This window comes from Candidatus Eisenbacteria bacterium, assembly GCA_016867495.1.
Lineage (GTDB): Bacteria > Eisenbacteria > RBG-16-71-46 > CAIMUX01 > VGJL01 > VGJL01.
Window position 1 is genome coordinate 41,418 of the sequence record VGJL01000005.1, and the last position, 24,469, is coordinate 65,886.

Annotated in this window: 23 protein-coding genes; 22 read left to right on the plus strand and 1 reads right to left on the minus strand. The window is 67.1% G+C overall.

From position 1 onward, the window contains the following. Nucleotides 1–3 precede the first annotated feature (3 nt). The 18 genes from FJY88_01875 (at nucleotide 4) to lpxK (ending at nucleotide 19,574) form a co-directional block, all read left to right on the plus strand. Nucleotides 4–570 (plus strand): hypothetical protein, encoded by a 567-nt coding sequence (locus tag FJY88_01875; protein MBM3286088.1) that lies wholly within the window; start codon nucleotides 4–6, stop codon nucleotides 568–570. A 6-nt stretch (nucleotides 571–576) separates the two neighbouring features. After that, a complete protein-coding gene (locus FJY88_01880) occupies nucleotides 577–1,974 on the plus strand; it encodes an amidophosphoribosyltransferase (GenBank protein ID MBM3286089.1) in 1,398 nt (465 codons plus the stop codon). A 3-nt stretch (nucleotides 1,975–1,977) separates the two neighbouring features. Next, nucleotides 1,978–3,216, plus strand: coding sequence for an ABC transporter permease (locus FJY88_01885; protein ID MBM3286090.1), 1,239 nt, complete (start codon nucleotides 1,978–1,980; stop codon nucleotides 3,214–3,216). Beyond that, nucleotides 3,209–3,943 carry an ABC transporter ATP-binding protein gene (locus FJY88_01890; GenBank protein MBM3286091.1) on the plus strand — a complete coding sequence of 245 codons (735 nt, stop codon included), beginning with the start codon at nucleotides 3,209–3,211 and terminating at the stop codon, nucleotides 3,941–3,943. Before FJY88_01885 ends, FJY88_01890 begins: the two co-directional genes overlap by 8 nt. Next, nucleotides 3,940–4,464: a hypothetical protein gene (locus FJY88_01895; protein MBM3286092.1), complete on the plus strand. Its 525-nt coding sequence runs from the start codon at nucleotides 3,940–3,942 to the stop codon at nucleotides 4,462–4,464. Before FJY88_01890 ends, FJY88_01895 begins: the two co-directional genes overlap by 4 nt. Next, entirely contained in the window at nucleotides 4,461–5,045 is a 585-nt protein-coding gene (locus FJY88_01900) for a hypothetical protein (protein MBM3286093.1), read from the plus strand. The genes FJY88_01895 and FJY88_01900 overlap by 4 nt, the downstream gene beginning before the upstream one ends. A gap of 15 nt (nucleotides 5,046–5,060) precedes the next feature. Next, nucleotides 5,061–5,543: a hypothetical protein gene (locus tag FJY88_01905; GenBank protein MBM3286094.1), complete on the plus strand. Its 483-nt coding sequence runs from the start codon at nucleotides 5,061–5,063 to the stop codon at nucleotides 5,541–5,543. A 25-nt stretch (nucleotides 5,544–5,568) separates the two neighbouring features. Then, the gene (locus FJY88_01910; protein MBM3286095.1) at nucleotides 5,569–8,007 is read left to right on the plus strand and encodes an ATP-dependent Clp protease ATP-binding subunit; all 2,439 of its coding nucleotides are present in this window, start codon (nucleotides 5,569–5,571) and stop codon (nucleotides 8,005–8,007) included. A 25-nt stretch (nucleotides 8,008–8,032) separates the two neighbouring features. Continuing rightward, nucleotides 8,033–10,366, plus strand: coding sequence for an outer membrane protein assembly factor BamA (gene bamA / locus FJY88_01915; protein ID MBM3286096.1), 2,334 nt, complete (start codon nucleotides 8,033–8,035; stop codon nucleotides 10,364–10,366). Nucleotides 10,367–10,445: 79 nt separating this feature from the next. Further along, on the plus strand, nucleotides 10,446–10,988 hold the full coding sequence (locus FJY88_01920; protein ID MBM3286097.1) for an OmpH family outer membrane protein: 543 nt from the start codon (nucleotides 10,446–10,448) through the stop codon (nucleotides 10,986–10,988). 37 nt (nucleotides 10,989–11,025) lie between these two features. Next, nucleotides 11,026–12,075 carry a UDP-3-O-(3-hydroxymyristoyl)glucosamine N-acyltransferase gene (gene lpxD, locus FJY88_01925; GenBank protein ID MBM3286098.1) on the plus strand — a complete coding sequence of 350 codons (1,050 nt, stop codon included), beginning with the start codon at nucleotides 11,026–11,028 and terminating at the stop codon, nucleotides 12,073–12,075. 1 nt (nucleotide 12,076) lies between these two features. Beyond that, nucleotides 12,077–13,387, plus strand: a complete 1,311-nt coding sequence (locus FJY88_01930) for a bifunctional UDP-3-O-[3-hydroxymyristoyl] N-acetylglucosamine deacetylase/3-hydroxyacyl-ACP dehydratase (protein MBM3286099.1) — start codon at nucleotides 12,077–12,079, stop codon at nucleotides 13,385–13,387. Nucleotides 13,388–13,405: 18 nt separating this feature from the next. After that, entirely contained in the window at nucleotides 13,406–14,179 is a 774-nt protein-coding gene (lpxA, locus tag FJY88_01935) for an acyl-ACP--UDP-N-acetylglucosamine O-acyltransferase (protein ID MBM3286100.1), read from the plus strand. Next, entirely contained in the window at nucleotides 14,176–15,231 is a 1,056-nt protein-coding gene (locus tag FJY88_01940) for a Gfo/Idh/MocA family oxidoreductase (protein ID MBM3286101.1), read from the plus strand. The genes lpxA and FJY88_01940 overlap by 4 nt, the downstream gene beginning before the upstream one ends. Continuing rightward, nucleotides 14,559–16,355, plus strand: coding sequence for a lipid-A-disaccharide synthase (locus tag FJY88_01945; GenBank protein MBM3286102.1), 1,797 nt, complete (start codon nucleotides 14,559–14,561; stop codon nucleotides 16,353–16,355). The genes FJY88_01940 and FJY88_01945 overlap by 673 nt, the downstream gene beginning before the upstream one ends. After that, nucleotides 16,352–17,137, plus strand: coding sequence for a DUF374 domain-containing protein (locus FJY88_01950; protein MBM3286103.1), 786 nt, complete (start codon nucleotides 16,352–16,354; stop codon nucleotides 17,135–17,137). Before FJY88_01945 ends, FJY88_01950 begins: the two co-directional genes overlap by 4 nt. Continuing rightward, entirely contained in the window at nucleotides 17,104–18,519 is a 1,416-nt protein-coding gene (locus FJY88_01955; GenBank protein MBM3286104.1) for a hypothetical protein, read from the plus strand. Before FJY88_01950 ends, FJY88_01955 begins: the two co-directional genes overlap by 34 nt. Then, entirely contained in the window at nucleotides 18,519–19,574 is a 1,056-nt protein-coding gene (lpxK, locus tag FJY88_01960) for a tetraacyldisaccharide 4'-kinase (protein ID MBM3286105.1), read from the plus strand. The genes FJY88_01955 and lpxK overlap by 1 nt, the downstream gene beginning before the upstream one ends. A 69-nt stretch (nucleotides 19,575–19,643) precedes the next feature. On the opposite strand, the gene FJY88_01965 is transcribed toward lpxK, so the two are convergent. Next, nucleotides 19,644–20,207, minus strand: coding sequence for a hypothetical protein (locus FJY88_01965; protein ID MBM3286106.1), 564 nt, complete (start codon nucleotides 20,205–20,207; stop codon nucleotides 19,644–19,646). Between the two features lie 149 nt (nucleotides 20,208–20,356). Between FJY88_01965 and nadB the strand changes: the two genes are divergently transcribed. The 4 genes from nadB to mutL all read left to right on the plus strand — a co-directional run. Further along, nucleotides 20,357–21,946, plus strand: a complete 1,590-nt coding sequence (nadB, locus tag FJY88_01970) for an L-aspartate oxidase (protein ID MBM3286107.1) — start codon at nucleotides 20,357–20,359, stop codon at nucleotides 21,944–21,946. A gap of 5 nt (nucleotides 21,947–21,951) precedes the next feature. Then, nucleotides 21,952–22,317, plus strand: a complete 366-nt coding sequence (locus tag FJY88_01975; GenBank protein MBM3286108.1) for a hypothetical protein — start codon at nucleotides 21,952–21,954, stop codon at nucleotides 22,315–22,317. Then, nucleotides 22,286–23,275, plus strand: a complete 990-nt coding sequence (locus FJY88_01980) for a glycosyltransferase family 9 protein (GenBank protein ID MBM3286109.1) — start codon at nucleotides 22,286–22,288, stop codon at nucleotides 23,273–23,275. The genes FJY88_01975 and FJY88_01980 overlap by 32 nt, the downstream gene beginning before the upstream one ends. Beyond that, nucleotides 23,272–24,469, plus strand: a 1,198-nt coding sequence (gene mutL, locus FJY88_01985) for a DNA mismatch repair endonuclease MutL (GenBank protein ID MBM3286110.1), incomplete at its 3' end; no start/stop codon positions are given. The genes FJY88_01980 and mutL, both read left to right, overlap by 4 nt.

A 24,469-nucleotide genomic window follows, 5' to 3' on the forward strand; every position in this document is an offset into this window, starting at 1 on the left:
TCGATGCCCTGCACGGCGCAGATCCTCGTGACCCTCCGCAATGCCGATCCGACGGCGCTGACAGCGAAGAGCTGCCTGCAACGCTGGCTGGGCTACGGGGAGCGCCTGAGGGATCTGCGCCGGGGGGTGCTCTGGGAGCTGACGGCGTCCGAGGAGGCCGACGTCGAGGGGGGGCTTTCGCTCGTGCGGACGAGCGGCGAGCTGTGGAACCCGAACAAGGAGGTCGCCACGACTCGCATGCCCGGCGCTTCCGACGTGGAGCTCGTTCCGCCCGGGTGCGACAGTCCCGCCAGGTGGCGTTTCGTACTGGCGTGGGATCCCGAGCGGGACATCGACCGGCCGCTCAGGTCCCTGCGCGAGGCGAGGGATCGCGGCATGCGGCTCGCCCGCGGCACGCTCTGGGCGCTGCGATGGGACGCCCTCGACGAGGCCGAGGTCGATCGCCTGACGATCGAGGCGGCCCGCTGCCGGGGGCCAAGGGAGGGGCTCCTGGTCCATCCGCATCTCGAGGATCACAGGATCGTCGCGGCCACGCTGGCGCCGCCCTGGCTTCCGCGGGCAACGGGGTGAGAGGGGATGGAGACTTCGGGGTTCCATGAGGAGTGCGGGCTGTTCGGGATCTACGGACAGGGTGACATCGCCGAGATGATCTACTTCGGCCTCTACGCCCTCCAGCACCGGGGCCAGGAGGGGGCGGGCATGGTCGTGCACAACGGACGCAGGACCCGCGTGCACAGAGGGCTCGGACTCGTTTCTGACATCTTCCCGGAGTCTGTGCGCGCGCATCTGGACGGCCACATGGGGATCGGCCACAATCGATACGCGACGACGGGCAAGGCGACCAAGCTTCGCAATGTCCAGCCGATCCTTGTCGACTACAAAGCTGGCAAGCTGGCGATCGCGCACAACGGCAATCTGGTGAATGTCGTCGAGCTGCGCCGCCAGATGGAGCGTGAGGGAAGCATCTTCCAGACGAGCACCGATTCGGAGGTCGTCCTGCATCTGATCGCGCGCTCCAGGGCGGAGACGCTGCCCGAGCGAGTTCTCGACGCAGTGGATCAGGTGGAAGGAGCCCTCAGCTGCCTCATCATGAACGAGCGGATGATCATCGGCTACCGCGATCCCCTCGGGTTCCGTCCCCTCTCGCTCGGCTACCTCGACGGCGCCTACATCCTCGCCTCCGAGAGCTGCGCATTCGACATCCTCGGCGCCCAGGCGGTCCGGGACGTGACGCCCGGCGAGATGATCGTCCTCGACGGACACGGGGTCCAGAGCCGGATGCACAGGGCGGGAGAGAAGCACGCCTACTGCGTCTTCGAGCAGATCTACTTCTCGAGGCCCGACTCGACCGTCTTCGGGGAAAGCGTCAATGCCGTCCGGCGCCAGCTCGGGCGCATTCTCGCGCGGCGGCATCCCGTCGAGGCCGACATCGTGATGTCGATCCCGGACTCCTCTAACAGCGCCGCCCTCGGTTTCGCCGCGGAGACGGGCCTGCCCTACGAGCTTGCCCTGATCCGCAACCACTATGTGGGTCGGACTTTCATCCGTCCCGGGCAGAGATCGCGCGTCGATGCCGTCCGGGTGAAGTTCAACCCGGTGGAGGAGATCATCCGGGGAAAGCGGCTCATCGTGGTCGACGACTCGATCGTCCGCGGGACGACGAGTCGGCAGCTCGTGCGCCTGCTCTTCCGGGCCGGGGCGCGGGAAGTCCACTTCAGGGTCGCCAGCCCTCCGATCATCAATCCCTGCCACTACGGGATCGACACGCCGCGCAAGGTCGACCTGATCGGCAGCCGGATGGAGATCGAGCAGATCCAGAGCTTCCTCGGCGCGACGACGCTCGGCTACCTATCGATCGAGGACCTGCGCGCCGCCGTCTCCGCGCCCCACTCCTACTGCTACGCCTGCTTCGGGGGAGTCTATCCGACGCGCGTGCCCTCCGAGGCGGATCCCCTCGTGTTCGACGTGGACTGACCCGTGGGATTCGAGCTCTTCGTCGCGCGGCGTCACTTGCTCCCGCATCGGGGAAGGATCTTCCTCTCCTTCATCACCCTGATAACGATCGGCGCGGTCGCGCTCGGTGTGATGGCCTTGATCGTGATCCTCGCCGTGATGAACGGCTTCGAGAAGGAGGTCAAGGACCGGATCGTGGGCACGAATGCGCACGTGATCCTGCTGGCCTACGGCGAGGACGGCATCGCCGAATTCGATTCCCTGGCGGCCCGCCTGGAGGGCGTGGCCGATGTCGTCGCCGTGGCGCCGTTCGTCTACGCCAAGGCGATGATGATCGCGGACGGCAAGGCGGATGGGGGTGTGATCAAGGGGATCGACGCCGACCGCGAGGATCTCGTGACGCAGGTGATGACGTATGTGGAGACGTTTCCGGACGCGCCGCCGCTGAGGCCGGCGCCCGGGGCGACTCCGGGGATCATCCTTGGCGTCCACCTGGCCGACGGCCTCGGTCTCACGGTCGGCGACAAGTTGCAGCTCGTCTCTCCCAAGGGAACCGCCCCCACGCCGCTCGGTTTCATCCCCAAGGTGAGGACCTTCGTCCTCTCCGGGGTCTTCCGCTCAGGCATGTGGGAGTACGACGCGGGGATGGCCTTCATCGATCTCGAGCAGGCGCAGCAGTTCTTCGACCTCGGGAATCGAGTCACGGCCCTGGAGATCAGGGTCCGTGACATGTACAAGGCCCCGGAGGTGGCGGAGGAGGTGCTCGCGGTTGCGGGGGGATTCCCGTACAGGACGAACGACTGGATGGCCCTCAACGCGAACCTCTTCTCGTGGATGGAGACGGAAAAGGAGGTGATGTTCATCATCCTCGCCCTGATCATCCTGGTCGCGGCCTTCAACATCGCTTCCTCCCAGATCATGCTGGTGAAGGTCAAGCGAAGGGAGATCGGTGTGCTCAAGGCGATGGGAGCGACCCAGGGCGGGATCCGCCGCCTCTTCGTCATCGAGGGGGTTGCCGTCGGGGCCGTGGGCATGGCCCTCGGAACCCTCGCGGGGCTTCTCCTCTGCTGGCTCCTCGATCGCTACAAGTTCATCAAGCTTCCCGGGGATGTCTACTTCATCGACACCTTGCCCGTGCGCCTGGAGGGGATGGACGTGCTGGCGATCGAGCTGGCAGTGCTGCTGCTCAGCGCCCTGGCGACCTTCCTCCCCGCCTGGTGGGCGTCGAGGTTCGATCCCGTCGAGGCGATCCGGCATGAGTGAGAAGATCGTCGTCGCCTCCGGAATCACCAAGCGCTTCGTGATGGCGGGCGAGGTTCTCGAGGTGCTGCAGGGGGTCGATCTCGATGTGCTGGCCGGCGAGATCCTGGCGATCCAGGGGGCCTCCGGTGTCGGCAAGAGCACTCTTCTCCACATCCTGGGAACCCTGGACAGGCCGAGCGGCGGCGTCATTCGCTTCGCCGAGGGAAACGTCCTCGATCTCTCCGACCGGGAGCTGGCTAGCTTCCGGAACCGGCACATCGGCTTCGTCTTTCAGTTCCACCACCTTCTCCCGGAGTTCACGGCGCTCGAAAACGTCATGATGCCCGGCCTGATCGCCGCCGCTCCTCGCAGGGAAGCCCGGTTGCGGGCCGCAGAGCTCTTGGCCACCGTCGGCCTTCAGGATCGGGCGCGCCACAAGCCTCAGGAGCTCTCCGGAGGAGAGCAGCAGCGGGTCGCGGTCGCGCGCAGTCTCTTCCAGTCCCCGAGGCTGGTCATCGCGGACGAGCCCTCCGGCAACCTCGATCCCGGGACGGCGGAGCGTCTCCATGAGCTGGTGTATACTCTGGCCAAGGAGCGGGGAGTCGCCTGGGTCATCGCGACGCACAACGAGAACCTGGCGAGGATTGCCGATAGAAGGGGTAGGTTGGTGGGGGGGCGCATGAGGACCGAGGCGGCCGGCCTGGATTCGGCCTCGGCCGCTCGTCCACCGGAGGTGTTGACAGAGTGAAGTGCCAAGTCTGCGGCGAAGCTGAGGCGTCGATCCATTTCAAGGAGCTCAAGAACGACGAGATGCGGGAGCTTCATCTCTGTCCCGCATGTGCGGAGGAGAAGGGGCTCCATGGCGTCGTGGAGCAGGACAAGCTCTCGCTCGCGAGCCAATTCGTCTGGATGGCCGAGAATCTCTACCCGGAGAGCGCGGCCAAGATCGGGGAGATCCACTGCTCGAAGTGCGGGCTCCGCTATACCGAGTTCACCCGCCACGGACGGCTCGGCTGCATGGACTGCTACGGCGCCTTCGACCTGCAGCTCCGCAGGCTTCTGCGGCGGATCCACGGCGCGACTAGACACGGCGGCAAGACCCCGGGGAGGCCGATCGCCCCGTCCGGGGCGCGCACGACCGTCCGCCGCCTCCAGGAGGAGCTGCAGCGGGCCGTCGCGCGGGAGGATTTCGAGAGGGCCGCGGAGCTGCGCGACCGCATTCGGGTCATCGAGGGAGCAGCCGCAAGTCCCGAGGGGAAGACGGAGTGATCCCGATCGATCGGATGCTCGCCGAGGGCGGCCCGTGGCTCAACGGGAGCGGAAGCCGGGCCGACGAGATCCTCTCAACTCGCGTTCGCCTCGCGCGCAATCTGGCCGGCATGCGTTTCGTCGGCCGCGCCTCGGAAGAGGATCTGGAGGCGATCTTCCTGCGAATCGTCGGGGCCGTGCGACTGGTGGAGGCGCTGCGGCCGGGCTCGATGAGCCCGATCGACCAGCTGGGGGTTCTCGACCGGCACTTCCTCCTAGAGCGCCATCTCTTATCGCCCGATCTGACTTCCGAGGCGAAGCACCGCGGCCTGGCGATCTCGTCGGACGAGACGCTGAGCGTCATGATCAACGAGGAGGACCATCTCCGCCTTCAGTGCCTCAAGAGCGGCATGCAGCTCGATGAGGCGTTGCAGGCCGCGAACGCCCTGGACGATCAGCTGAGCGAGCACGTTCCATTCGCCTGGTCGGAGGAGTTCGGCTATCTCACCGCCTGTCCCACCAACGTGGGAACGGGGCTGCGCGCGAGCCTTCTGGTCCACCTCCCCTCCCTTGTTCTGACGCAGAGGATCAAGAGGTCCTGACCGGCGTGGACTCAGGTGGGTCTTGCCGTCCGCGGCTTCCACGGCGAGGGGACCGACGTTGTGGGCAACTTCTTCCAGATCAGCAATCAGGTGACCCTCGGAGTTTCCGAGGAGGCGACGATCGAGAAGCTGCGGGGCGTCGTCCTGCAGATTCTCGAGATGGAGACGAAGGCGAGGGAGGGCCTCCTTCGCGACGCGCGCACCCAGGTGCTCGACAAGATCGGACGCTCCCTGGGAACGTTGCGCTACGCGCGGGTTCTCTCCTCGCAGGAGTGCGTGGCGCTCCTGTCGGCCGTCCGATTCGGGCACTCCATCGGGGTCGAGAACCTCCCCTCGATCGGCACGCTGAACGAGCTTCTGATTTACTGCCAGCCTGCCCACCTGCAGAAGCTGGCCGGAAGGGAGATGGGTTCCGCGGAGAGGGCCGAGTTCCGGGCCAGGTGGATCCAGGAGCGGCTCGGCGTCACGGACGCGCCGCGGGCCTCGACCAAGCCCTAGAGGCGCAGTCGACAGGAAGGAAGCGATGCACGACAAGTTCACCGACAGGGTTCGGAAGGTGATCTTCCTGGCCCGCGAGGAAGCGAGCCGGCTCCAGCACGATTCGATTGGAACGGAGCACCTTCTGCTGGGTCTCCTGCGCGAGGGGGAGGGGATCGCCGCCACGGTTCTGAACAACCTCGGCCTCGACCTCGATGTCATACGCCATGCGGTTGAGAGCATGGTCTCGCAGACGGGGGGGACGCTGACGATCGGCGAGATCCCGTTCACGTCGAACGCGAAGCGCGTTCTGGAGCTCGCCGTCGACGAAGCCAGGCAACTGAACCACAACTACATCGGCACCGAGCATCTCCTGCTCGGCCTCATCCGGGAGGGGGAGGGGGTCGCAGCGAAGGTTCTCATGGACATGGGCGTGGATCGCAAGAAGGTCCGCGACGAGACTCTGAAGCTGCTCGGGGGAGCCTCTCAGGCGAGCCAGGGGGAGGCGGAGGAGAAGGCGGAGACCCCAAGCCTCAACCAGTTCGGACGCGATCTGACCCAGCTTGCCCGTGAGGGAAAGCTCGATCCGATCTTCGGCCGCTCCGAGGAGATCGAGCGGGTGATCCAGATCCTCTGCCGGCGGAAGAAGAACAACCCGATCCTGATCGGGGAGCCAGGGGTCGGGAAGACGGCGATCGTGGAGGGGCTGGCGGCCCAGATCGTCGAGGGGAAGGTCCCGGAGCTGTTGCGCAATAAGAGACTCATAACGCTGGATCTTGCATCTGTAGTTGCCGGAACGAAGTATCGCGGACAGTTCGAGGAACGCCTGAAGAACATCATGAACGAGATCCGCGAGTCGCAAGACACGATCATCTTCATCGACGAGCTGCACACCATCGTCGGAGCGGGCGGCGCGGAGGGGGCGATCGATGCCTCCAACATGCTCAAGCCGGCCCTCTCCCGCGGCGAGCTGCAGTGCATCGGCGCGACCACCCTGGACGAGTACAGGAAGTACATCGAAAAGGACGGAGCGCTCGAACGAAGGTTCCAGATGATCCTTGTGGAGGCCCCGAGCGTCGAAGAGACGATCCAGATCCTGAGGGGACTGCGGGACAAGTACGAGGCGCACCACAGGGTCCGCTATCAGGACGAGGCGCTCGTGTCGGCGGTGAAGCTCTCGGACCGCTTCATCACCGATCGCCATCTTCCCGACAAGTCGATCGACGTCATCGACGAGGCGGGCTCCCGGGCTCGCCTATCGATGTCAACTGTCCCGAGCGAGCTGCACGAGCTCGACAAGAAGATCGAGAGGATCGCGAGCGAGAAGGAGGCCGCCATCCGCGCTCAGGAGTTCGAGAAGGCGGCCTCGTTCCGCGACCGGGAGAAGGAGCTGAGACAGGAGTACTACCGCCTCAAGAAGGAGTGGGCCGACACCAAGAGCGTGCGCCGCACGGAAGTGACCAGCGAGGACATCGCCTTCATCATCTCGCGGATGACCAAGATCCCGCTGGCGAAGCTGGAGGAGAAGGAGCAGGAGAAGATGCTCAAGCTCGAGGACGAGCTGGGCAAGTACATCATCGGCCAGGAGGAGGCCGTGACGGCGATCGCCAAGGCCGTCCGCCGCAATCGGGCTGGCCTGCGCGATCCGAGGCGGCCGATCGGAACCTTCATCTTCCTCGGGCCGACCGGGGTCGGAAAGACCGAGTTGGCCAGGGTGATCGCCCGCTACCTCTTCAGCGATCCCGACGCCTTGATCCGCGTCGACATGAGCGAGTACATGGAGAAGTTCTCCGTCTCGAGGCTCGTTGGAGCCCCTCCGGGATACGTCGGCTACGAGGAAGGGGGGCAGCTGACGGAGAAAGTCAGGCGCAAGCCCTACTCGGTCGTCCTGCTGGACGAAATCGAGAAGGCGCATCCGGACGTCTTCAACATCCTGCTGCAGGTCCTCGAGGACGGCCAGCTGACCGACAGCCTGAAGCGGAAGGTCAACTTCAAGAACACGGTTCTCATCATGACCTCCAATATCGGGGCGAGGCTCATTCGCGGCCAGGGCCGGATGGGCTTCCAGCGGCAGGATGCCGACGTGACGTACAACCAGATGAAGGCCACCGTGATGGATGAGGTCAGGAAGGTCTTCAATCCCGAGTTTCTGAACCGCATTGACGAGATCATCGTCTTCCGCGGCCTCGAGAGGCCCGACCTGGAGAAGATCATCGAGATCCTCCTGAACCAGGTCCGCGACCGTCTGAGGGAGAACGACATTGCCTTGACGATGACGCCGGGGGCCGTGAACCTTCTGCTCGACAAGGGGTATGAACCAGCGCTCGGGGCGCGTCCCCTCCGGCGGGCGATCCAGAAGCTGATCGAGGATCCTCTCGCCGAGCTGGTCATGAAGGGGAAGATCCGAGCGGGGACCGAGGTCAAGATCTCCAAGAGGGGGGAGGAGCTCTTCTTCGAGGAGAAGGTTCCCGAGGTCTCGCGCTGAGACGGAAGGCGGCCGGACCGCCAGGATGGGCAGGTCGGATCGGATGATCGAGTCTCCGCGTCGCAGGGGATCCGGGGGAGCCAGGATGCTGGCTGGCCTCTTCATGGCCGGGGGGCTGCTGGCGATGGCGGTCGATGCGGCCGCCCTGGGTCCGTTCCAGCAGATCGTCGTCGAGGGGAACCGGACCGCCGACACCAAGCTGGTCCTCAGAACGCTCAATGTCCCTCTCGGCGAGCCGGTCTCGCGCCGCCGCCTTCAGGCGGGGGCTCGGGCTCTCCACAATCTCGGGGTCTTCTCGGACATCTCCTTCGTCAGCTCCGCGCAACCGGACTCCGCCGCCTGTCTCATCGTGCGGCTGGCCGAGAATCCGAGACTCACGGCGGTCGACTTCCTGGGCAATGAGAAGATCGGCACCGAGGATCTCAAGGGGAAGATCCTGATCCGCAGCGGACAGATCTTGAGCCGGCCGAGGCTCTGGGAGAGCTGCCGCGCGGTGGAGCGCGCCTATGTCGATGAGGGATACGCCAAGGCGCTCTGCCTGCCGGCTGTCGACGCCTCGGTTCCGGGAGAGGCCGCCGTCACGCTGCAACTGGAGGAGGGGCCCAGGGTCAAGATCTCGCGCGTCGAGGTCGCCGGAAACGCGGCCTTCAGCGACAAGACGCTCCGCGGAAAACTGAGCCTCAAGAAGAACAGCCTGTTTCGGCGCAAGCGATACACGGCGGATCGGGTGCAGGAGGACCGCCAGAAGCTCGAGGACTTCTATCGGAATCACGGCTACAGGGACGCGGTGGTGACGCTGGAGGAAACGGAGTTCCTCGAGGAAGGGCGCGCCGCCGTTCTGAGCTATGTCGTCGCGGAAGGCCGCCCCTATGTGTTCGGTCCGCGGACGTGGCGCGGCAACGAATCCGTCGCGACCACGGCCCTCGAACAGGCGGCGAAGTTCGTGCCCGGAGATCCCTTCAGCCAGGAGAAGCTCGAGCAGACCACGGGCGAGGCGTATGCCCTCTACACCGACCGGGGCTACCTCTTGGAAATCTCGATCATCCCCGAGACGAGCCTGTCCGGGGACACCGTCAGGGTGGAGTACGAGGTCACGGAGGGGCGGCAGTCGCACGTGCGCGAGATCGCCATCCGCGGCAACCGCAGCACCAAGGAAAGGGTGATCCGGCGGGAAGTGCTTCTCTACCCCGGAGACCTGCTGCGCCGCTCCGCCCTCTTGAGGGCCCAGCGTGACATCTTCGCCCTCGGTTTCTTCGAGGATGTCCAGATGGACTACGAGCCGACGGGCGAGGGGACCGACGTCGATCTCACCTTCCGCGTGAAGGAGAGGAGTTCCGGTCAGGCCGGCGGGGGCATCGGCTACTCGGGAGAGACCGGGCTGACGGGAACCCTCGAGCTGCGGCATCCGAACATCTTCGGCACCGGGCAGAGCGTTTCCCTCTTCCTCGAGCGAGGCGGCAAGAGGGAGAACTACGAGATCTCGTACCAGAACCCGTGGATGCTCGGGACGCCGATCTCATTCGGGTTCGATGTATTCAACACGCGCCGTGAGCGGGACCTTTACACGGAGACGCGACGCGGCGGAGGAGTCAGCCTGGGGCGCGTCTGGCCGTATCGCTTCCCCGACTACACTCGTGTCTATGTGGGCTACAACCTGGAAGACTTCGAGTTCAGCAACTTCGACAGGAGCCTCGAGGAGACGGAGTCCAGCACCGACGGCGTGCCGATCGCAGAGAGGCTGCGCGAGAGCGCGGGCGTGATCAGCAGCACCTATCTGCTCGTGTCGCGGAACTCGACCGACAACCCCTTCTATCCGACCTTCGGGGCGAAGACCCTGGCGCGCTTCGAGCTCGCCGGCGGAGCTCTGGGCGGGCAGCAGCACTACATAAAGCCCACTCTGGACCATCGGATCTACTTCCGCCCCTTCTGGAAGCCGGTCCTCATGCTCAGGTGGCGCCTTGGGTGGCTCGCCCCGCTCTCGGGAAAGGACGCCGTCCCGAGCACGGAGACCTTCCGACTCGGCGGCACGAGGGTCTTCGAGAGCCTCCGGGGCTACGACGATTATGACATCGTCCCCGCGGAGAACGCGGCCGTACGCTTCCCCGGCGGGCGGTCCATGTTCGCATTCACGTCGGAGGTGCAGTTCCCGATCGTCCACCCGCTGCACGGCCTCTTCTTCTTCGAGGCGGGGGACACCTGGCGTCATCGCTCGGAGATAGGCCTCACTGGGCTGAGGGCCGCCTTCGGCCCCGGTCTGCGCTTCGAGATCCCGATGCTGGGCCCCATCGGGCTGGACTACGCCTACGGAACCGCCGCCCGGGATTGGCGGTTCCACTTCATCATCGGAACCTCGCTCTGACCGCTTTTCCCTATCGTCAGACGCGCGCGGATCGGCTACCATCCGGGACCGGAGTTGGCGGCCCGGGGAGGGGGTGCTCATGAGACGCATTTGGGTGCGACGGGCGTTCGAAACCGCTCTCATCATATTCGGTTTGGCGGTTTGCCCCCACCTGTCGGCGGGGCAGGAGATCAAGATCGGCTTCATCCGCTCCGCGACGATTCTCGACCAGTACGAAGGGGCGCGCGCGGTCACGCAGACGTTCAATCAGGACGTCACCGCCTGGAATCAGGAGGCGCAGCAGCGCCGGAAGGATCTCGATCTCCTCGGCAAGGAGCTCGAGTCGCAGTCGCCCATGCTGACCGACCAGGTGCGGCGGGACAAGGAGGCGGACTACCAGCGCAAGCTCGCCGAGTATGACCAGTATGTCCAGGGGATCTGGGGCCCCGGCGGGCTCGTCGCGCAGCGAAACGAGGAGCTTCTCCGCGGCCTTGTCGACAAGATCCAGCGGGTGGCGCGGAAGATCGCCGACGAGGAAGAGTACGACTTTGTTTTCGATGCCTCGGGGGGCAACATCATCTATGCTGACAGGGCGCACGATCTCACCCAGAAGGTGATCGAGGGCCTCAACCAACCCGAGTGATGCGCGCTTCTGGAAGTCGACGGAGGGATTGAGGCGGATGCGGATGCTGCTCAGCGAGCTGGCGGGGAGGCTGGGAGCGCTGCTCGAGGGAAACGGCGACGTCGAGATCAGCGGGGTTGCCGGCATACGGGAAGCCCGCGCCGGGCAGATCACGTTCCTTGCCAACCCGAAGTACGACTCCTTTCTCGCGACCACGGAGGCCTCCGCCGTGATCATGCAAGCGCCGCGGCCCAACTGCCCCATCCCGGCGCTCATCGCGCCGAATCCCCAGCTCGCCTTCCTGACCGTTCTGAACATCTTCGCCGCGCAGAGAGGCCCGGTTGCTCCGGGAGTCCATCCGACGGCCGTGATCGGCGAGCGGGTCCGCATGGGCGCGGCAGCCTCGATAGGCCCCCACGTGGTCATCTGCGATGATGTCGTCCTCGGCGATCGGGTCGCCGTCCTCGCGGGCTGCTACCTCGGCGGCGGCGTTCGGATCGGAGACGACGCTTTCATCTATCCGAACGTCGTCATAAGGGAAGGGACCGTGCTCGGGCAGCGGGTGATCGTTCACAGCGGCGCCATCCTCGGGAGCGATGGATTCGGATTCGCGCGCGACGGCGGGAAGATCCGCAAGATCCCGCAGATCGGCAACGTGGAGATCGGATCGGACGTCGAGATCGGAGCCAACACGACGATCGATCGGGCGACGACGGGAACGACGAGGATAGGATCTGGCACCAAGATCGACAATCTGGTCATGATCGCCCACAACGTGCAGGTGGGGGAGAACAGCCTCCTGTGCGCGCAGGTGGGGATCTCGGGAAGCACCATCCTGGGCAGCGATGTGACTCTCGCGGGGCAGGTCGGCGTTGTGGGGCACATCGAGCTGGGAGACGGAGTCCAGGTCGGAGCGCAGGGGGGAGTGACGAAGTCCGTCCCCTCCGGCCGTAGCGTCTCCGGCTATCCCGCGCTGCCGCACGAGCAGGCCCGGAGGGTCTACGCGTCGATGCGCCACCTGCCGGAGATGCTCAGAACGATCAGGGATCTCTGCCGGAGACTCGAGGAACTCGAGCGTCGGCCGGCGAAGCCCGAGGAGAACGCCTGACATGCCTCAGCAGAGAACTCTGGCCGGCCCCGCCACGATCCGCGGCATCGGTCTCCACACGGGTATCGAGACACAGCTCACGCTGAAGCCGGCCGAGGCGGACACCGGAGTCCGTTTCGTCCGCGTCGACATCTCAGGTCGGCCCGAGGTCCGCGTCTGTCCTGAGAACGCCGGGAATCTCGCCTCGGCGATGCGCCGGACGGTCCTCCGGGCGGGTTCGACCGAAGTCCATACCGTTGAGCATGTGCTGGCCTCCTTGGCCGGGCTTTCGATCGACAATGCCGTCCTCGAAATCGACGGCCCCGAGGCCCCCGAGCCGATTGACGGCAGCGCGCGCCCGATCGTCGAGGCCATCCTGGCGGCGGGAATCGCGGAGCAGAAGGCCGAGCGCCGCCCGCTGAAGCTGGCGGAACCGATCGCGCACTCGGAACGGGGCGCGCAGATCATCGGCCTTCCCCACGACGGATTCCGGATCTCCTTCACGATCCACTATGACAGCGCCCTCGTCGGCACCCAGCACGCGAGCTATGAGATCACTCCGGAGACCTTCGCGAAGGAGATCGCGCCCGCAAGGACCTTTGTCCTCTTCCGCGACGTCCAGGCCCTTCGGGACGCGGGAATGATCAAGGGTGGATCGACCCGCAACGCGGTCGTGGTGCATGACGATCGCATTGAGTCGGACGAGCCCCTCCGCTACCAAGACGAGTTCGTGCGCCACAAGATCCTCGACTTGATCGGCGATCTCTCGCTGCTGGGCCGCCCGATCGAGGGGCATGTGCTTTCGCTCCGCAGCGGCCATGACTCGAACGTGCAGTTCGTGAAGAAGATCTGCGCCGCGCAGACCCAGGCCTCGCCGTACGAGAAGCTGGCGGATCTCGTCCACTTCGACATCCAGGCGATCGAGCGGATCATGCCGCATCGCTACCCCATGCTCCTCGTGGACCGGATCCTGTTGATCGAGGAAGGGCGGAGGGTGGTCGGACTGAAGAACGTGACGATCAACGAACCCTTCTTCGCCGGCCACTTTCCCGGCCATCCGATCATGCCGGCCGTTCTCATCATCGAGGCCATGGCCCAGGTGGGTGGGGTCCTGTTGTTGCACACGGTGGATGAGCCTGACGACAAGCTGGTCTACTTCATGGGAATCGACAAGGCGAAGTTCCGCAGGCCTGTCCTTCCCGGGGATCAACTCATCTTCGATCTCGAGATGGCGAAGATGAAGAGCCGGATCTGCAAGATGGCGGGACGCTGCTTCTGTCGCGGCCAGCTCGTGGCCGAGGCCGATCTGCTCTCGATGATCGTCGACCGGTAGGGTGGCGGGGGTTACTCCATGCCGAAGATCGATCCCTCGGCTCGCGTCTCACTGCACGCCGAGCTTGCCGATGACGTCCGCGTCGGACCCTGGTGCATCGTGGGCAGGAAGGTCCGGCTCGCGTCCGGGTGCGTGCTCGACTCGAACGTCCTGATCGACGGAGACACCCATGTGGGGCCGAACTGCCGCTTCCATCACGGGGCGGCGATCGGTACCGCCCCGCAGGATCTGAAGTACCGCGGCGCGCCCTCCTCCCTCATCATCGGGAGCGGGAATGTCTTCCGCGAGTGCAGCACGGTCAATCGCGCGACGGGGGCGGGGGAGGCGACGCGGATCGGTGACAGCAATCTGATCATGTCCTACGCCCACATCGCCCACAACTGCGTGATCGGCAGCCACGTGATCCTGGCCAACTCGGCCAATGTAGCCGGGCATGTCGAGATGGGCGACTATGCGATCGTCGGCGGGGTGACGCCGGTCCACCAGTTCGTGAAGATCGGAGCCCACTCGATCATTGGGGGCGGTTGCAGGGTTCCCAAGGACGTCGTGCCCTACGTGAGGGCGGCGGGAGAGCCTCTGCGCGTCAACGGACTGAACTCGATCGGTCTACAGCGGCGCGGATTCGGAGATGACCTGCGCTCCGAACTCAAGAAGGCATACAGGATCTTCTTCCGCAAGAACCTCCTCGTTGCCGATGCCCTTGCCCGCATCCGCAGCGAGTGCAAACCGTATCCGGAGGTGGAGTACTTCTGCAGTTTCGTGGAGCGCTCTGAGCGCGGGATCACCCGTTGACGGTGCGCGAAGTGGAACCACTCCCCGTCGCGATCGTCGGTTGCGGTCATCTCGGGACCTATCACGCGCGCGTCTACGCGCGGACGCCCGGTTGCCGGGTCGTTGCCGTCGTCGACAGCGATCCGCACAAGGCGCAAAAGCTCGCGGCCGAGTTGAGCTGCGACGCCCTGCAGACGATCGACTCCCTGCCTGGCAGGGTCGCGGCCGCGAGCATCGCGACGCCGACGACGACCCACGAGGAAGTCGCCCTCCCGCTTCTGGCGGGAGGCGTTGACCTCCTCATCGAGAAACCGCTGGCGGCGGATTCCGCCGCCGGCGCGCGCGTCGTCGCCGCCGCGCGCAAGGCGGGCCGGACGCTCGCCGTGGGGCAGATCGAGCGATGCAACCCGGCCTTCCTCGTCGCTCGGCGAGAGCTCAGGACCCCGCAGTTCATCGAATCCCACAGGCTGGCGACCTTCGTGCCCCGGAGCCTCGATGTCGACGTGATCCTCGATCTCATGATCCACGATCTGGACCTCGTCCTCTCACTCGTCCAGTCCCCCGTGGAAGCGATCGACGCGGTGGGAGTTTCCGTGATCACGGATGGAGCGGACATCGCGAACGCGCGCCTGCGGTTCGCGGACGGCCGCGTCGCGAACTTGACGGCGAGCCGCGTCTCGAGACAGCGGATGCGCAAGATCCGCTTCTTCGAGCGCTCGCGCTACGTCTCCATCGACCTGAACGCTCGCAAGGTGGACGTCATCCGCCTCTCTCGGGCGAGCGGCTTCGCCCCGCCGGGGGAGCCGGGGCATGGGACAGGCGCCCAGGCGCCGCTGCCGCCGGAGGCTGCGATGCTCGCGGCGAAGGGGCTCGCCTTGAGCCACGAGACGATCGACGTGAGCGAGGGCGACGCCCTCGAGAACGAGATCGAGGCCTTTCTGGCGGGCTGCCGAGGCCTCGGCCCCGTCGCGGTAGACGGGGAGGCGGGGTTGAAGAGCCTCGACCTCGCGCTGCAGGTGCGCGCCGCCGTCGCGCGCAGCGTGGAGCGACTGGGAGATCTCGACTCGCGATGACGCGCCTCTTGCTCGTCGCGGGCGAGGCCTCCGGAGACCTGCACGGCGGCCTGCTCGCGCGGGCGCTGCGGGAGCGGATGCCGACGGTGGAGCTCTACGGGCTCGGCGGATCCGAGATGGAGCGGGCGGGCGTGCGCCTGATCGCGCGAAGCGACGAGATGGGCGTCACGGGCCTCGCGGAGGTTGTTCGGGAGCTGCCGCGCCTCAGGAAGCGTCTGGGCGAGATGGCCCGCTGGATCGAGACCGAGCGCCCCGACGCCTTCATTCCGATCGACTACCCCGACTTCAACCTCCGGCTCGCCGCCCGCGCCAGGGAGGCGGGGATCCCGACCATCTATTACATCGCTCCCCAAGCGTGGGCGTGGCGGCGAGGCCGGATCCGCTCGATGCGCCGCCTCATCCGGAGGCTGGTCGTGATCTTCCCATTCGAGGAGGAGTTCTACCGGCGCGAGGGGATTGCGGTGACCTATGTCGGACACCCGCTCGTGGAACGAGTCCGCGCGGGGCGCTCTCGCGAGGAGATCCGGCAATCGCTTGGGGTGGGCACCGGCGAATGGCTTGTGGCGCTGCTGCCGGGCAGCCGCAGGAGCGAGATCGAGAGGATCCTGCCCGTCCTGTTGGCCACCAGGGAGAGGCTCCGCGGCGATGCCCGAATTCGGTGGGTTCTCGCACTCGCCCCTGGTCTGGGAGAGAAAGCGATTGAGATCTCGCGAGGGGCCGGCGAGAGCGTGGCCGTCAGGCAGGGGCAGACCTACGACATCCTCGCGGCGGCCGATCTCGCCATCGTCGCCTCGGGGACGGCGACGCTCGAAGGAGCGATTCTCGGAACGCCGATGCTCGTCGTCTACCGCATGCACCCCCTGACATGGCTCCTCGCAAGCCGCCTCGTCCGCGTGCCTCATGTCGCGATGGCCAACTTGCTGGCTGGGGAGCGGGTCGTGCCCGAGTTCCTGCAGGGGCGGGCGGATCCCGTGGGGTTGTCGCGCGAGGTGGTCGATTGGCTCGAGGACCCGGAGCGCAGGCGCGCGACAAGCGAGAGGCTCCGGCTGGCCGCCTCCGGCCTGGGCGACGGAGGGGCGCCAAGCCGCGCGGCCGAGGCGATCCTGGCGGAGCTAGGCTCTTGAGCCGGAAGCCCAACCCTTCGGCGATGGAGAGCCGTCCGCAGGTGCCCGATGCGGACTCGACGCGCAGAGGCGGCCGGAGGCGGGATCGCCGCCCGCCGCCGCCGCGCGAGCTCCTCCCCACACTGAAGTACCGCCTGATTGGGCTGCTCGGAGCCGCCCTCGTCAGGATCTGGGGAGCCACCCTCCGGATCGAGTTCCTGAACGACGATCACCGGCGCGCCGCCGAGGATGCGGGCGAGCGTGTGGCCTACGCCTTCTGGCACGGGATCCTGCTGCCGCTGGCCTATACGCATCGAGGCCGCGGGATCGTCGTCCTGGTCAGCCGCCACGGCGACGGGGAGATCATCAGCCAGATCGTCTGCCGCCTCGGCTACGGCGTCGTCCGCGGCAGTTCGACCCGGGGCGGAGCGAGGGCCATGGTCGAGATGGCGCGCGCCGCCCGCGCCGGGCATCCCCTCGCGGTGACGCCGGACGGCCCAAGGGGACCGAGACGCGAGCTGCAGCCGGGGCTCCTCCACATTGCGCATCGCGGCGGCGTCCCGATCGTGCCGGTGGCGCTCGAGGCCCTGCGCAGAACCGAGCTCTCCTCGTGGGACCGATTCCTGATCCCGCATCCGTTCTCGCGGGTTGCGATCGCGACCGGGCCGAAGATCACGATTCCCGCCGGGGTGTCCGCGCAGGATCTGGAGTCGGAGTGGGCCCCGCGGGTCGCCGCGGCGCTCCGGGCCGTCTGCGAAGCCGCGGCCGCATGGCGCGCGGCCCACGGGAAGGCGTCGTGCTGATCGCTTTCATCGTCTACCAGGCCATCGCCGCGCTCGGCGCCCTGATCGGCATCCTCTACCTTGCGATCAGGCGGCCGGGAGAGATCGGGGAGCGCCTGGGACTCGGCCCGCGGCGGGCCCGGGGAGGGGTCTGGATCCACGCGGCAAGTCTGGGCGAGTTCGAGGCCGCTCTTCCTCTCCTCGGCCCGCAGGGGCTTGCGAGCGAACCGGATGGCATCCTCCTCTCCTGCACCAACGCGACGGCGAGGGAGAGAATCCGCGCGAGACTCCCCGCCGGCGCGCGCGTGCGTCTGGCGCCGATCGACTTGCTCCCGTGCGTTGCCGGCGCCCTCGCGCGCGAGCGCCCGCGTCTGCTCCTCTTCCTGGAAACCGAGATCTGGCCCGCGTGGATTCTCGCCGCCGCGAAGCGCGGGATTCCAATGGCGCTGGCGAGCGGTCGCCTGTCCGACCGGAGTCTTCCGCGCTACCGGCTCCTCCGAGGCGCGCTGAGGCCGGTCCTGTCTCGCTTCAAGGTCATCGGATGCCGCACGGAGGAGGACCGGCGCCGCTGGATCGCCATCGGCGCCCCGCCCGATCGTTGCCGCGTGTGGGGCAACACGAAGTACGCGTTGGGGACCGCGCCATCGCGGCCGCGACGTGGCGCGCGAGCGGCCCGGGAGAGGCGCCTTCTGGTCGGGGGCTCGCTCCGCCGGGGGGAAGAGTCGATTCTGGATCTCCTGGACGGGGGTCGCGAGCGACGCTGGCGACTCCTCCTGGCTCCGCGCCACTTGTCGAGCCTGGATCGCTGGGAAGACTGCCTGCTGCGCCGCGGCGTGCCCGCGGCCCGTCTCTCGCTCGCGGGGATCGATCCGGCTGGGTCTCCGGAGGGGGCTCAAGCGCTCCTGCGCCGCGACGACCGATTGCCGCCGGTCCTCCTCCTCGATCGCATGGGGCTCTTGCAGCCGTCCTATCGGATCGCCGACGCGGCCTTCGTAGGGGGAACGTGGGTTCCAATTGGAGGGCACAACCTCTTCGAAGCCGCGCGTGAGGGGATTCCGGTCTTCTTCGGACCCTCCACGGCCGGCGTACGCGACGCCGCCGAGGCGCTGACGGCAACCGGCGGGGGGAGGTGCGTGGAAGGTCCGCACGAACTTGCCGCGGCCCTCGACGCTCTCGATCGCGATCCCGGGGGATTCGACTCGATGGGGGAGGCGGCGCTGCGCGCCGCGGTCTCGCTTTGCGGAGGGGCTGAGAGAACGCTTCGTGGGCTCGCGGCCGCGGGGCTGCTCACTTCCAGCGCGAGCGCCACACCAGGGGATCTGGGAGAAGCTCCCTCGAGCATGGCGGACGAGGGGAGATCGCGGATGGCTGAGAGATCTCGCCGCGAGAGGGGGCGCCCGTGATGAGGCGCCTCCGCGGATGGATCGATGCGGCCTGGGGGAGCCCGCCAGGCCCGGCGCCGCGCGGGATCTGGCTGCTCGAGACGGCGGCCACTGTCTATCGGGGTTGCGTGCGACTCCACCGTCCCAGGCAGCAGCGGGCGCCGATCCCGGTCGTGTCGGTTGGATCGCTCTGGGCCGGCGGAGCCGGGAAGACGCCCCTCGCGATGGAGATCGCCCGTCTCGCGCGGATCGAGGATCTGGCCCCGGCCGTTCTGTTGAGGGGGTATGGAGGATCGACCCGGCGTGGGGTTCGGGAAGTGCCCGGCAGCCGGGCGGCGGGAGACTGGCGGATCTACGGCGACGAAGCATGCCTGCATGCGGATGCGGGCACTGCGCGGATCTTCGTGGGGCGCTCCAGACTCGATGCGAGCAGGAGGGCTCACCAGAAGGGATGCACGATCGCGATCCTGGACGATGGGATGCAGCACAGGCGCCTCGCGCGCGACTGGGAGATCGTGACCCTTCCCGCCGATCTCCCGCTCGGGAACGGCCGGCTGCTGCCGCGAGGACCATTGCGGGAGGATCCCACGGCTCTTCGCCGGGCATCCCTCGTCATCATGGCCCACCACGCCCGGGCTGCCGTGGCCCAAGAGGAGTGGAGGCCCGTGCGGGCGCTCTGCCGGCCGGGAACTCCGATCTTCTCCTGGATCCCGCGACTCGAGGTCTCGCTCCCTGGAGGGGACGCGCTCGGAGGCGGAGCGACGATCGGCCTTCTCTGCGGGATCGGGAGACCAGATCTTTTCGAGAGGGCCCTTCGCGACGCAGGGTATGCCGTCGCGATGAAGTGCGTCTTCCCCGACCACCATCCGTTCTCGCAGAGCGAGATCGACGCCGTCTTCGAGCGCGCACGAGGCGCGGGCCTGGCCGCCATCGTCACGACCAGGAAGGATGCGGTCCGCCTCGCCGGCATGGAGACGCGGAGAGGGGTGCCTCTCTGCACGGCGGGGATGACGCTCGTTTGGCGAGAGGCCGACGCGGCCGACTACATCAGGAAGCGGCTTCGAGAGCTGCGATAGAGGGACCGACCTGCGCGGTCCGCCACGTCACGAAGGACAGCGGTTCGATCGTCCGGACCGGGCTCGGATCTACTCGTCGCCCCAGTTGGCGCAGTGGACGGGGAGGCTCCCCTTGACGACCACCTCTTCCCGCGAGTCCTCTTCCACCCCGTAGAGGGTGATCTCGGCTGTGAACCTGATCTCGCCGCCCAGGTAAGCGAGTTGATCGAGCGGGGGGGCCTGCTTGTATTCCGCGGGGATGACCGTGACCTCGCCGATCGCGGTCGAGCCGCTCGGGATCCTGAGGTAGAGCCCGCCGGAGATGTTCGGCAGCTCGAGTTCGGAGGGAAGGCGGACGGAGTACCGGTTGAGGACAACTGCGCCGAAGGGGCCGTTCGCCCGCATACTGAGCCCGGCGTCGTGCGGTCGGTTGCGCAGGACGATGGGAACCTGGTCCTCCACGATGAAGTCGTCGTCGGTTCCCGGCTCCCCGTCGTCGCCGTTGTTATAGACGTCGCTGTCGAGAACCTCGTTGCCGTTGATCGATTCGATGTTCACCGACGAGCGGGGAGCCGAGTCGTCGCTACAACCCACGACGAAGAGAAGACCAGTCAACAGACAGAGCGATGAGAAGAAGAGGAACCGCCGTGGCATGAGACGACCTCCCCGGGCGCGATGGCCCGGCAAATCCCTTTGCCGGTAGTATCGGCCGTCGATATACTGCGCTGAATGGAAATGAGGAGCTTCAGCAGAGAGCGCCCGGCCGCCCGCGACCGGGCGGCATCGAGGCGAGGCGCGCCGTGATGGCGTCGGACTTCCTCGTCGTCGGGTCCGGGATGGCCGGATTGCTTTTTGCAATGGAGGCTTCCCGTCATGGTTCCGTCACGATCTTGACGAAGCGGTCGGGAGCCGAGTCGAACACGGTCTGGGCGCAAGGCGGAATCGCGGCCGTCATGGGCGACGACGACGCGCTCTCTCTCCACGCACAGGACACGCTCGCCGTCGGCGGCGGCCTCGCGCGGCCGGAGGTCGTCGAGATCGTCGTGGGCTCCGGCCCTGCTCTGATCCGTCGCCTCGAATCGCTCGGCATCGTCTTCTCGCGGGACGCTGGGGGCGCCCGCCTGGCCCTCGGCCGGGAAGGGGGGCACGGCAGACGCCGAGTCGTTCACTCGGGCGACTCCACGGGCCGACGGATCCAGGAGACGCTATTGGCTCGAGCCCGGGAGAATCCGCGCATCAGGATCCTGGAGAACCACTTCGCCGTGGACATCATCCGCAGCGCGAAGATCCGGCCCGGTTCCGAGGACGCTGCCGTCGGCGTCTATGCGCTCGACGGCAAGACGCGAGAGGTTCTTCCTTTCGCGGCGCGCATCGTCGTGCTGGCCACGGGAGGCTGCGGCAAGGTCTACCGCTACACGTCGAACCCCGATCTCGCTACAGGGGACGGGATCGCGATGGCTTACCGCGCGGGTTGCAGGGTCGCCAATCTCGAGTTCATGCAGTTTCATCCGACCTGCCTCTATCACCCCGAAGCCAAGAACTTCCTGATCTCAGAGGCTGTGCGCGGGGAAGGCGCCACGCTGACATCGGTCACGGGAGAGAGGTTCATGAGCTCCCACCCGATGCAGGAGCTGGCGCCGCGGGACGTGGTCGCGCGGGCGATCGATCGGGAGATGAAGGAGCGGGGGAAGCACCACGTCCTGCTCCACCTCGAGCATCTGGACGGCGACAGGCTGCGGGCGCGCTTCCCGGGAATCTACGAAACGTGCCTGCGCTTCGGGATCGACTTCACCCGTCAGCCGCTCCCCGTCGTTCCCGCGGCGCACTACATCTGCGGCGGAGTTGTCGTCGACCCGTGGGGCGCGTCCGATCTGCCCGGCCTCTTTGCCGCGGGAGAGGTCGCCCACACCGGTCTCCACGGCGCCAACCGCCTGGCGAGCAACTCCCTGCTCGAAGCGGGCGTCTTCGCCCTTCGCGCTGCCGAGGAGGCGGGCAGACGGCTGCCGGGGATCCGTCCGGTCGGCGATCTTCCGGCATGGGAGATCGGGGCGGCGAGCCTGCCGAAGGAGTCGGTCCTGGTCGACGCCCACTGGGACCTGGTCAGAAGGCTGATGTGGGACTTTGTCGGCATCGTGCGCACCGACCACCGCCTGGAGTTGGCCCGTCGCTATATCGAACTCGTGCGGGGATCGATCGAGTCCTACTACTGGGACTTCGTCCTCGACCCCGATCTGGTCGAGCTGCGCAACGTAGCTCTTGTCGCGGAGCTCATGGTCCAGAGCGCGGTCCGCCGAAGCGAGTCGCGCGGTCTCCACTACAACCTGGACCACCAGGAGGCGCGGGAGGACCCGCCCCGCGACACGGTGCTGCGGACGCCGGGCCCGGAAGCGTAAGGCGCATGAGCGCGACCGAGTTCCTCGAGAAGATCGAGCAGATCGCGGAGGCGTCGAGTCGCTACAGGACGCAGGCGTTCTTCTTCGTGCTGAGAAGCCTGGAACATTGCCGCCAGAGATTGGGTCGAGAGGGGCACGTCACCGGGCGGGAGCTCGCGGAGGCTGCGCGCGATCTGGCGATCGGCGAGTACGGGCCGATGGCAAAGACCGTTCTCAATGACTGGGGGATCCGATCCACTGAGGACTTGGGCCGCATCGTCTATCTCCTCATCGATCACGAGATCCTGGGCAAGACCGAAGAGGACTCCCCCGACGACTTCCGGGAGGTCTTTGACTTCGATGCCGCCTTCGTGCGCGACTACCGCTGGTAGCGGCGGACGAACTCTCCTGGCGCGTCTCCATTCGCTGGGGGATGTGGTCCTGACCACCGGCCTCGTCCCCATCCTCGCGGGGCGCGGCGAGACAGTCGAGATCCTGACGGACCCGGCCTACGATCCGGTCTTCGAGGGTCTTCCTGTCGCCCGCGTCTGGCACCGCGACACGATCCGATCGGCCGGAAGCTTCGATTCGGTCGTCGACCTTCAGGCGAACGCGACGTCGCGGCGCCTCCTCCTCGGGCTAGGACCCCGCCGGCGGGCCAGCAGCCGGTCCCTCGCCAGGCGCTGGATCGTTCTATGGGGGCGGAGGGCTCCCCTGCCGGTCGTGCCCCACGCGGTTGGCCGTTATGCCGAGGCCGCCGGCTTCGGGGGGGCCGAGAGCGAGCTTCGGCCGCGCCTCGCGGTCACCGAGGCCGACCGGGCGGAGGCCGCCCGGCATGCCTGGGCCATGGAGACCAGCGCGCGACCCTGCGTCGGGCTTGCCGTCGGAGCCTCCAGGAGGATGAAGCGCTGGCCCGAGGCGAAGTTCGACCTCCTGGAGCGATCGCTGGCGGAGATCGGCCTCGGCAGCTTACGATTCATCGAGCCTCGCCCCGGGGAGAGCGATCGGCGCTTTCCGGGCCCGGGTCCCGTTCGCGCGGGACTGCGGGAGCTCAAGGCCCTGGCTAGTCGCTGCAAGGCCCTTGTGACGAACGACTCGGGCGTCATGCACCTGGCGGTGGGGCTTGGGGTCCCCGTGGTCGCCATCTTCGGTTCGACCGTGACGAATCTGGGGTTCGGGCCGCTGGGGGAGCGCGACGTGGTGGTCGAGAGAGATCTAGCCTGCCGCCCCTGCGCAGTCCATGGCGCGCGCTACTGCTGGCAGGGGCACGAGAGGTGTCTACGGGAGATCGAGCCGCGGGATGTCCAAGCAGCGGTCGTGCGCATCCTTGGACGGAGCCCGCTGAAATGACCGGCGGGGGACCGCTGGAGATCGCCGGCGCCATCCGCCGCCTGCAGCCGGAAGTGGTTGCCAAGATCGCGGCCGGCGAGGTGATTCTCCGCCCCGTCTCGGTGGCGAAGGAGCCGCTCGAGAACGCCCTGGACGCCGGAGCGACGCAGGTCGAGGTCGAGATCAGAGAGGCCGCCGATCGATTCCTCTCGGTCGCGGACGATGGGCGCGGCATGGCGCGGGAAGACTGCCTTCTTTCGGTCGAGCGGCACGCGACCAGCAAGCTCGTCGAAGAGAACGATCTGCTCAATGTGCGGACGCTCGGCTTCCGCGGGGAAGCGCTCGCCTCGATCGCCCGGGTCGCCCGTCTTCGCGTTCTGACTTCGCCTGATGGAATCGCGGGAAGCGACCTGCGAGTCCGGGGGGGGGTGCAGGAGTCGATCCGCCCCGCCGCGCGCGGGCGTGGCACGACCGTCGAGGTTGAGGATCTCTTCTTCAACAGTCCGGTTCGAAAGAGATTCCTTCGTTCTCCCGCAAGCGAGATCCGGCTGGTGCAGCGCCTCGTCGCCGCCTATGCCCTCGGACGTTCCGATCTCTCCTTCCGCCTGATCGTCGACGGCAAGGCAGCGATCGATTACCCGGCGGTCTCCGGCGAGACTCGCCTCGAGCAGGTCTACGGCGCGCGTTTTCGAGAGAAGGTTTTGCCGCTGCGGGGAGATCATCCCCGGCTGCGCATCGGCGGGTGGGTTGGAATCCCGGAGCAGGCCAGAAGCGGCGCCCAGGGGCAGACCGTCCTCGTGAACGGCCGATGGGTGACGCATCCCGCCCTGGGACAGGCGCTTCGGCAGGGGTTCGGGGACCTCATCCCGGCAGGCAAGAGCCCCTTCGCCGTCCTCCTCATCGAAGCCCCCGAAGGCAGCGTCGATGTCAACATCCATCCGACGAAGCGCGAGATCCGCTTCCACGACGAGGGTCTTGTCTTCGCGGAGGTGGTTCGGACCGTCAAGGAAGCGACCCGCCGGTTGATTCCCGCGGTATCGACGGGAGGAACGACGACGGGGCCGACAGGCGGATGGGCGCCGGGCGCGTGGCGCCCCGACGATGAAGCGATCTCGGGGTCCGCGAGCGCCAGCATGCTCGACCTCATCTACGCGCCTCACGTCCTCAGGACGCGATCGGAAACGGCCTCCGCCCCCCTCGTCCGCGACGCGGCGG

Excerpts from the sequence above, each read along its gene's own strand:
- FJY88_01875 (MBM3286088.1), top strand. The coding sequence starts at position 4 with ATGCCCTGCACGGCGCAGATCCTCGTGACCCTCCGCAATGCCGATCCG.
- FJY88_01880 (MBM3286089.1), top strand. The coding sequence starts at position 577 with ATGGAGACTTCGGGGTTCCATGAGGAGTGCGGGCTGTTCGGGATCTAC.
- FJY88_01890 (MBM3286091.1), top strand. The coding sequence starts at position 3,209 with ATGAGTGAGAAGATCGTCGTCGCCTCCGGAATCACCAAGCGCTTCGTG.
- FJY88_01910 (MBM3286095.1), top strand. The coding sequence starts at position 5,569 with ATGCACGACAAGTTCACCGACAGGGTTCGGAAGGTGATCTTCCTGGCC.
- bamA (MBM3286096.1), top strand. The coding sequence starts at position 8,033 with ATGGGCAGGTCGGATCGGATGATCGAGTCTCCGCGTCGCAGGGGATCC.
- FJY88_01920 (MBM3286097.1), top strand. The coding sequence starts at position 10,446 with ATGAGACGCATTTGGGTGCGACGGGCGTTCGAAACCGCTCTCATCATA.
- lpxD (MBM3286098.1), top strand. The coding sequence starts at position 11,026 with ATGCGGATGCTGCTCAGCGAGCTGGCGGGGAGGCTGGGAGCGCTGCTC.
- FJY88_01930 (MBM3286099.1), top strand. The coding sequence starts at position 12,077 with ATGCCTCAGCAGAGAACTCTGGCCGGCCCCGCCACGATCCGCGGCATC.
- lpxA (MBM3286100.1), top strand. The coding sequence starts at position 13,406 with ATGCCGAAGATCGATCCCTCGGCTCGCGTCTCACTGCACGCCGAGCTT.
- FJY88_01945 (MBM3286102.1), top strand. The coding sequence starts at position 14,559 with ATGCAACCCGGCCTTCCTCGTCGCTCGGCGAGAGCTCAGGACCCCGCA.
- FJY88_01955 (MBM3286104.1), top strand. The coding sequence starts at position 17,104 with ATGGCGCGCGGCCCACGGGAAGGCGTCGTGCTGATCGCTTTCATCGTC.
- lpxK (MBM3286105.1), top strand. The coding sequence starts at position 18,519 with ATGAGGCGCCTCCGCGGATGGATCGATGCGGCCTGGGGGAGCCCGCCA.
- FJY88_01965 (MBM3286106.1), bottom strand. The coding sequence starts at position 20,207 with ATGCCACGGCGGTTCCTCTTCTTCTCATCGCTCTGTCTGTTGACTGGT.
- nadB (MBM3286107.1), top strand. The coding sequence starts at position 20,357 with ATGGCGTCGGACTTCCTCGTCGTCGGGTCCGGGATGGCCGGATTGCTT.
- FJY88_01975 (MBM3286108.1), top strand. The coding sequence starts at position 21,952 with ATGAGCGCGACCGAGTTCCTCGAGAAGATCGAGCAGATCGCGGAGGCG.
- FJY88_01980 (MBM3286109.1), top strand. The coding sequence starts at position 22,286 with ATGCCGCCTTCGTGCGCGACTACCGCTGGTAGCGGCGGACGAACTCTC.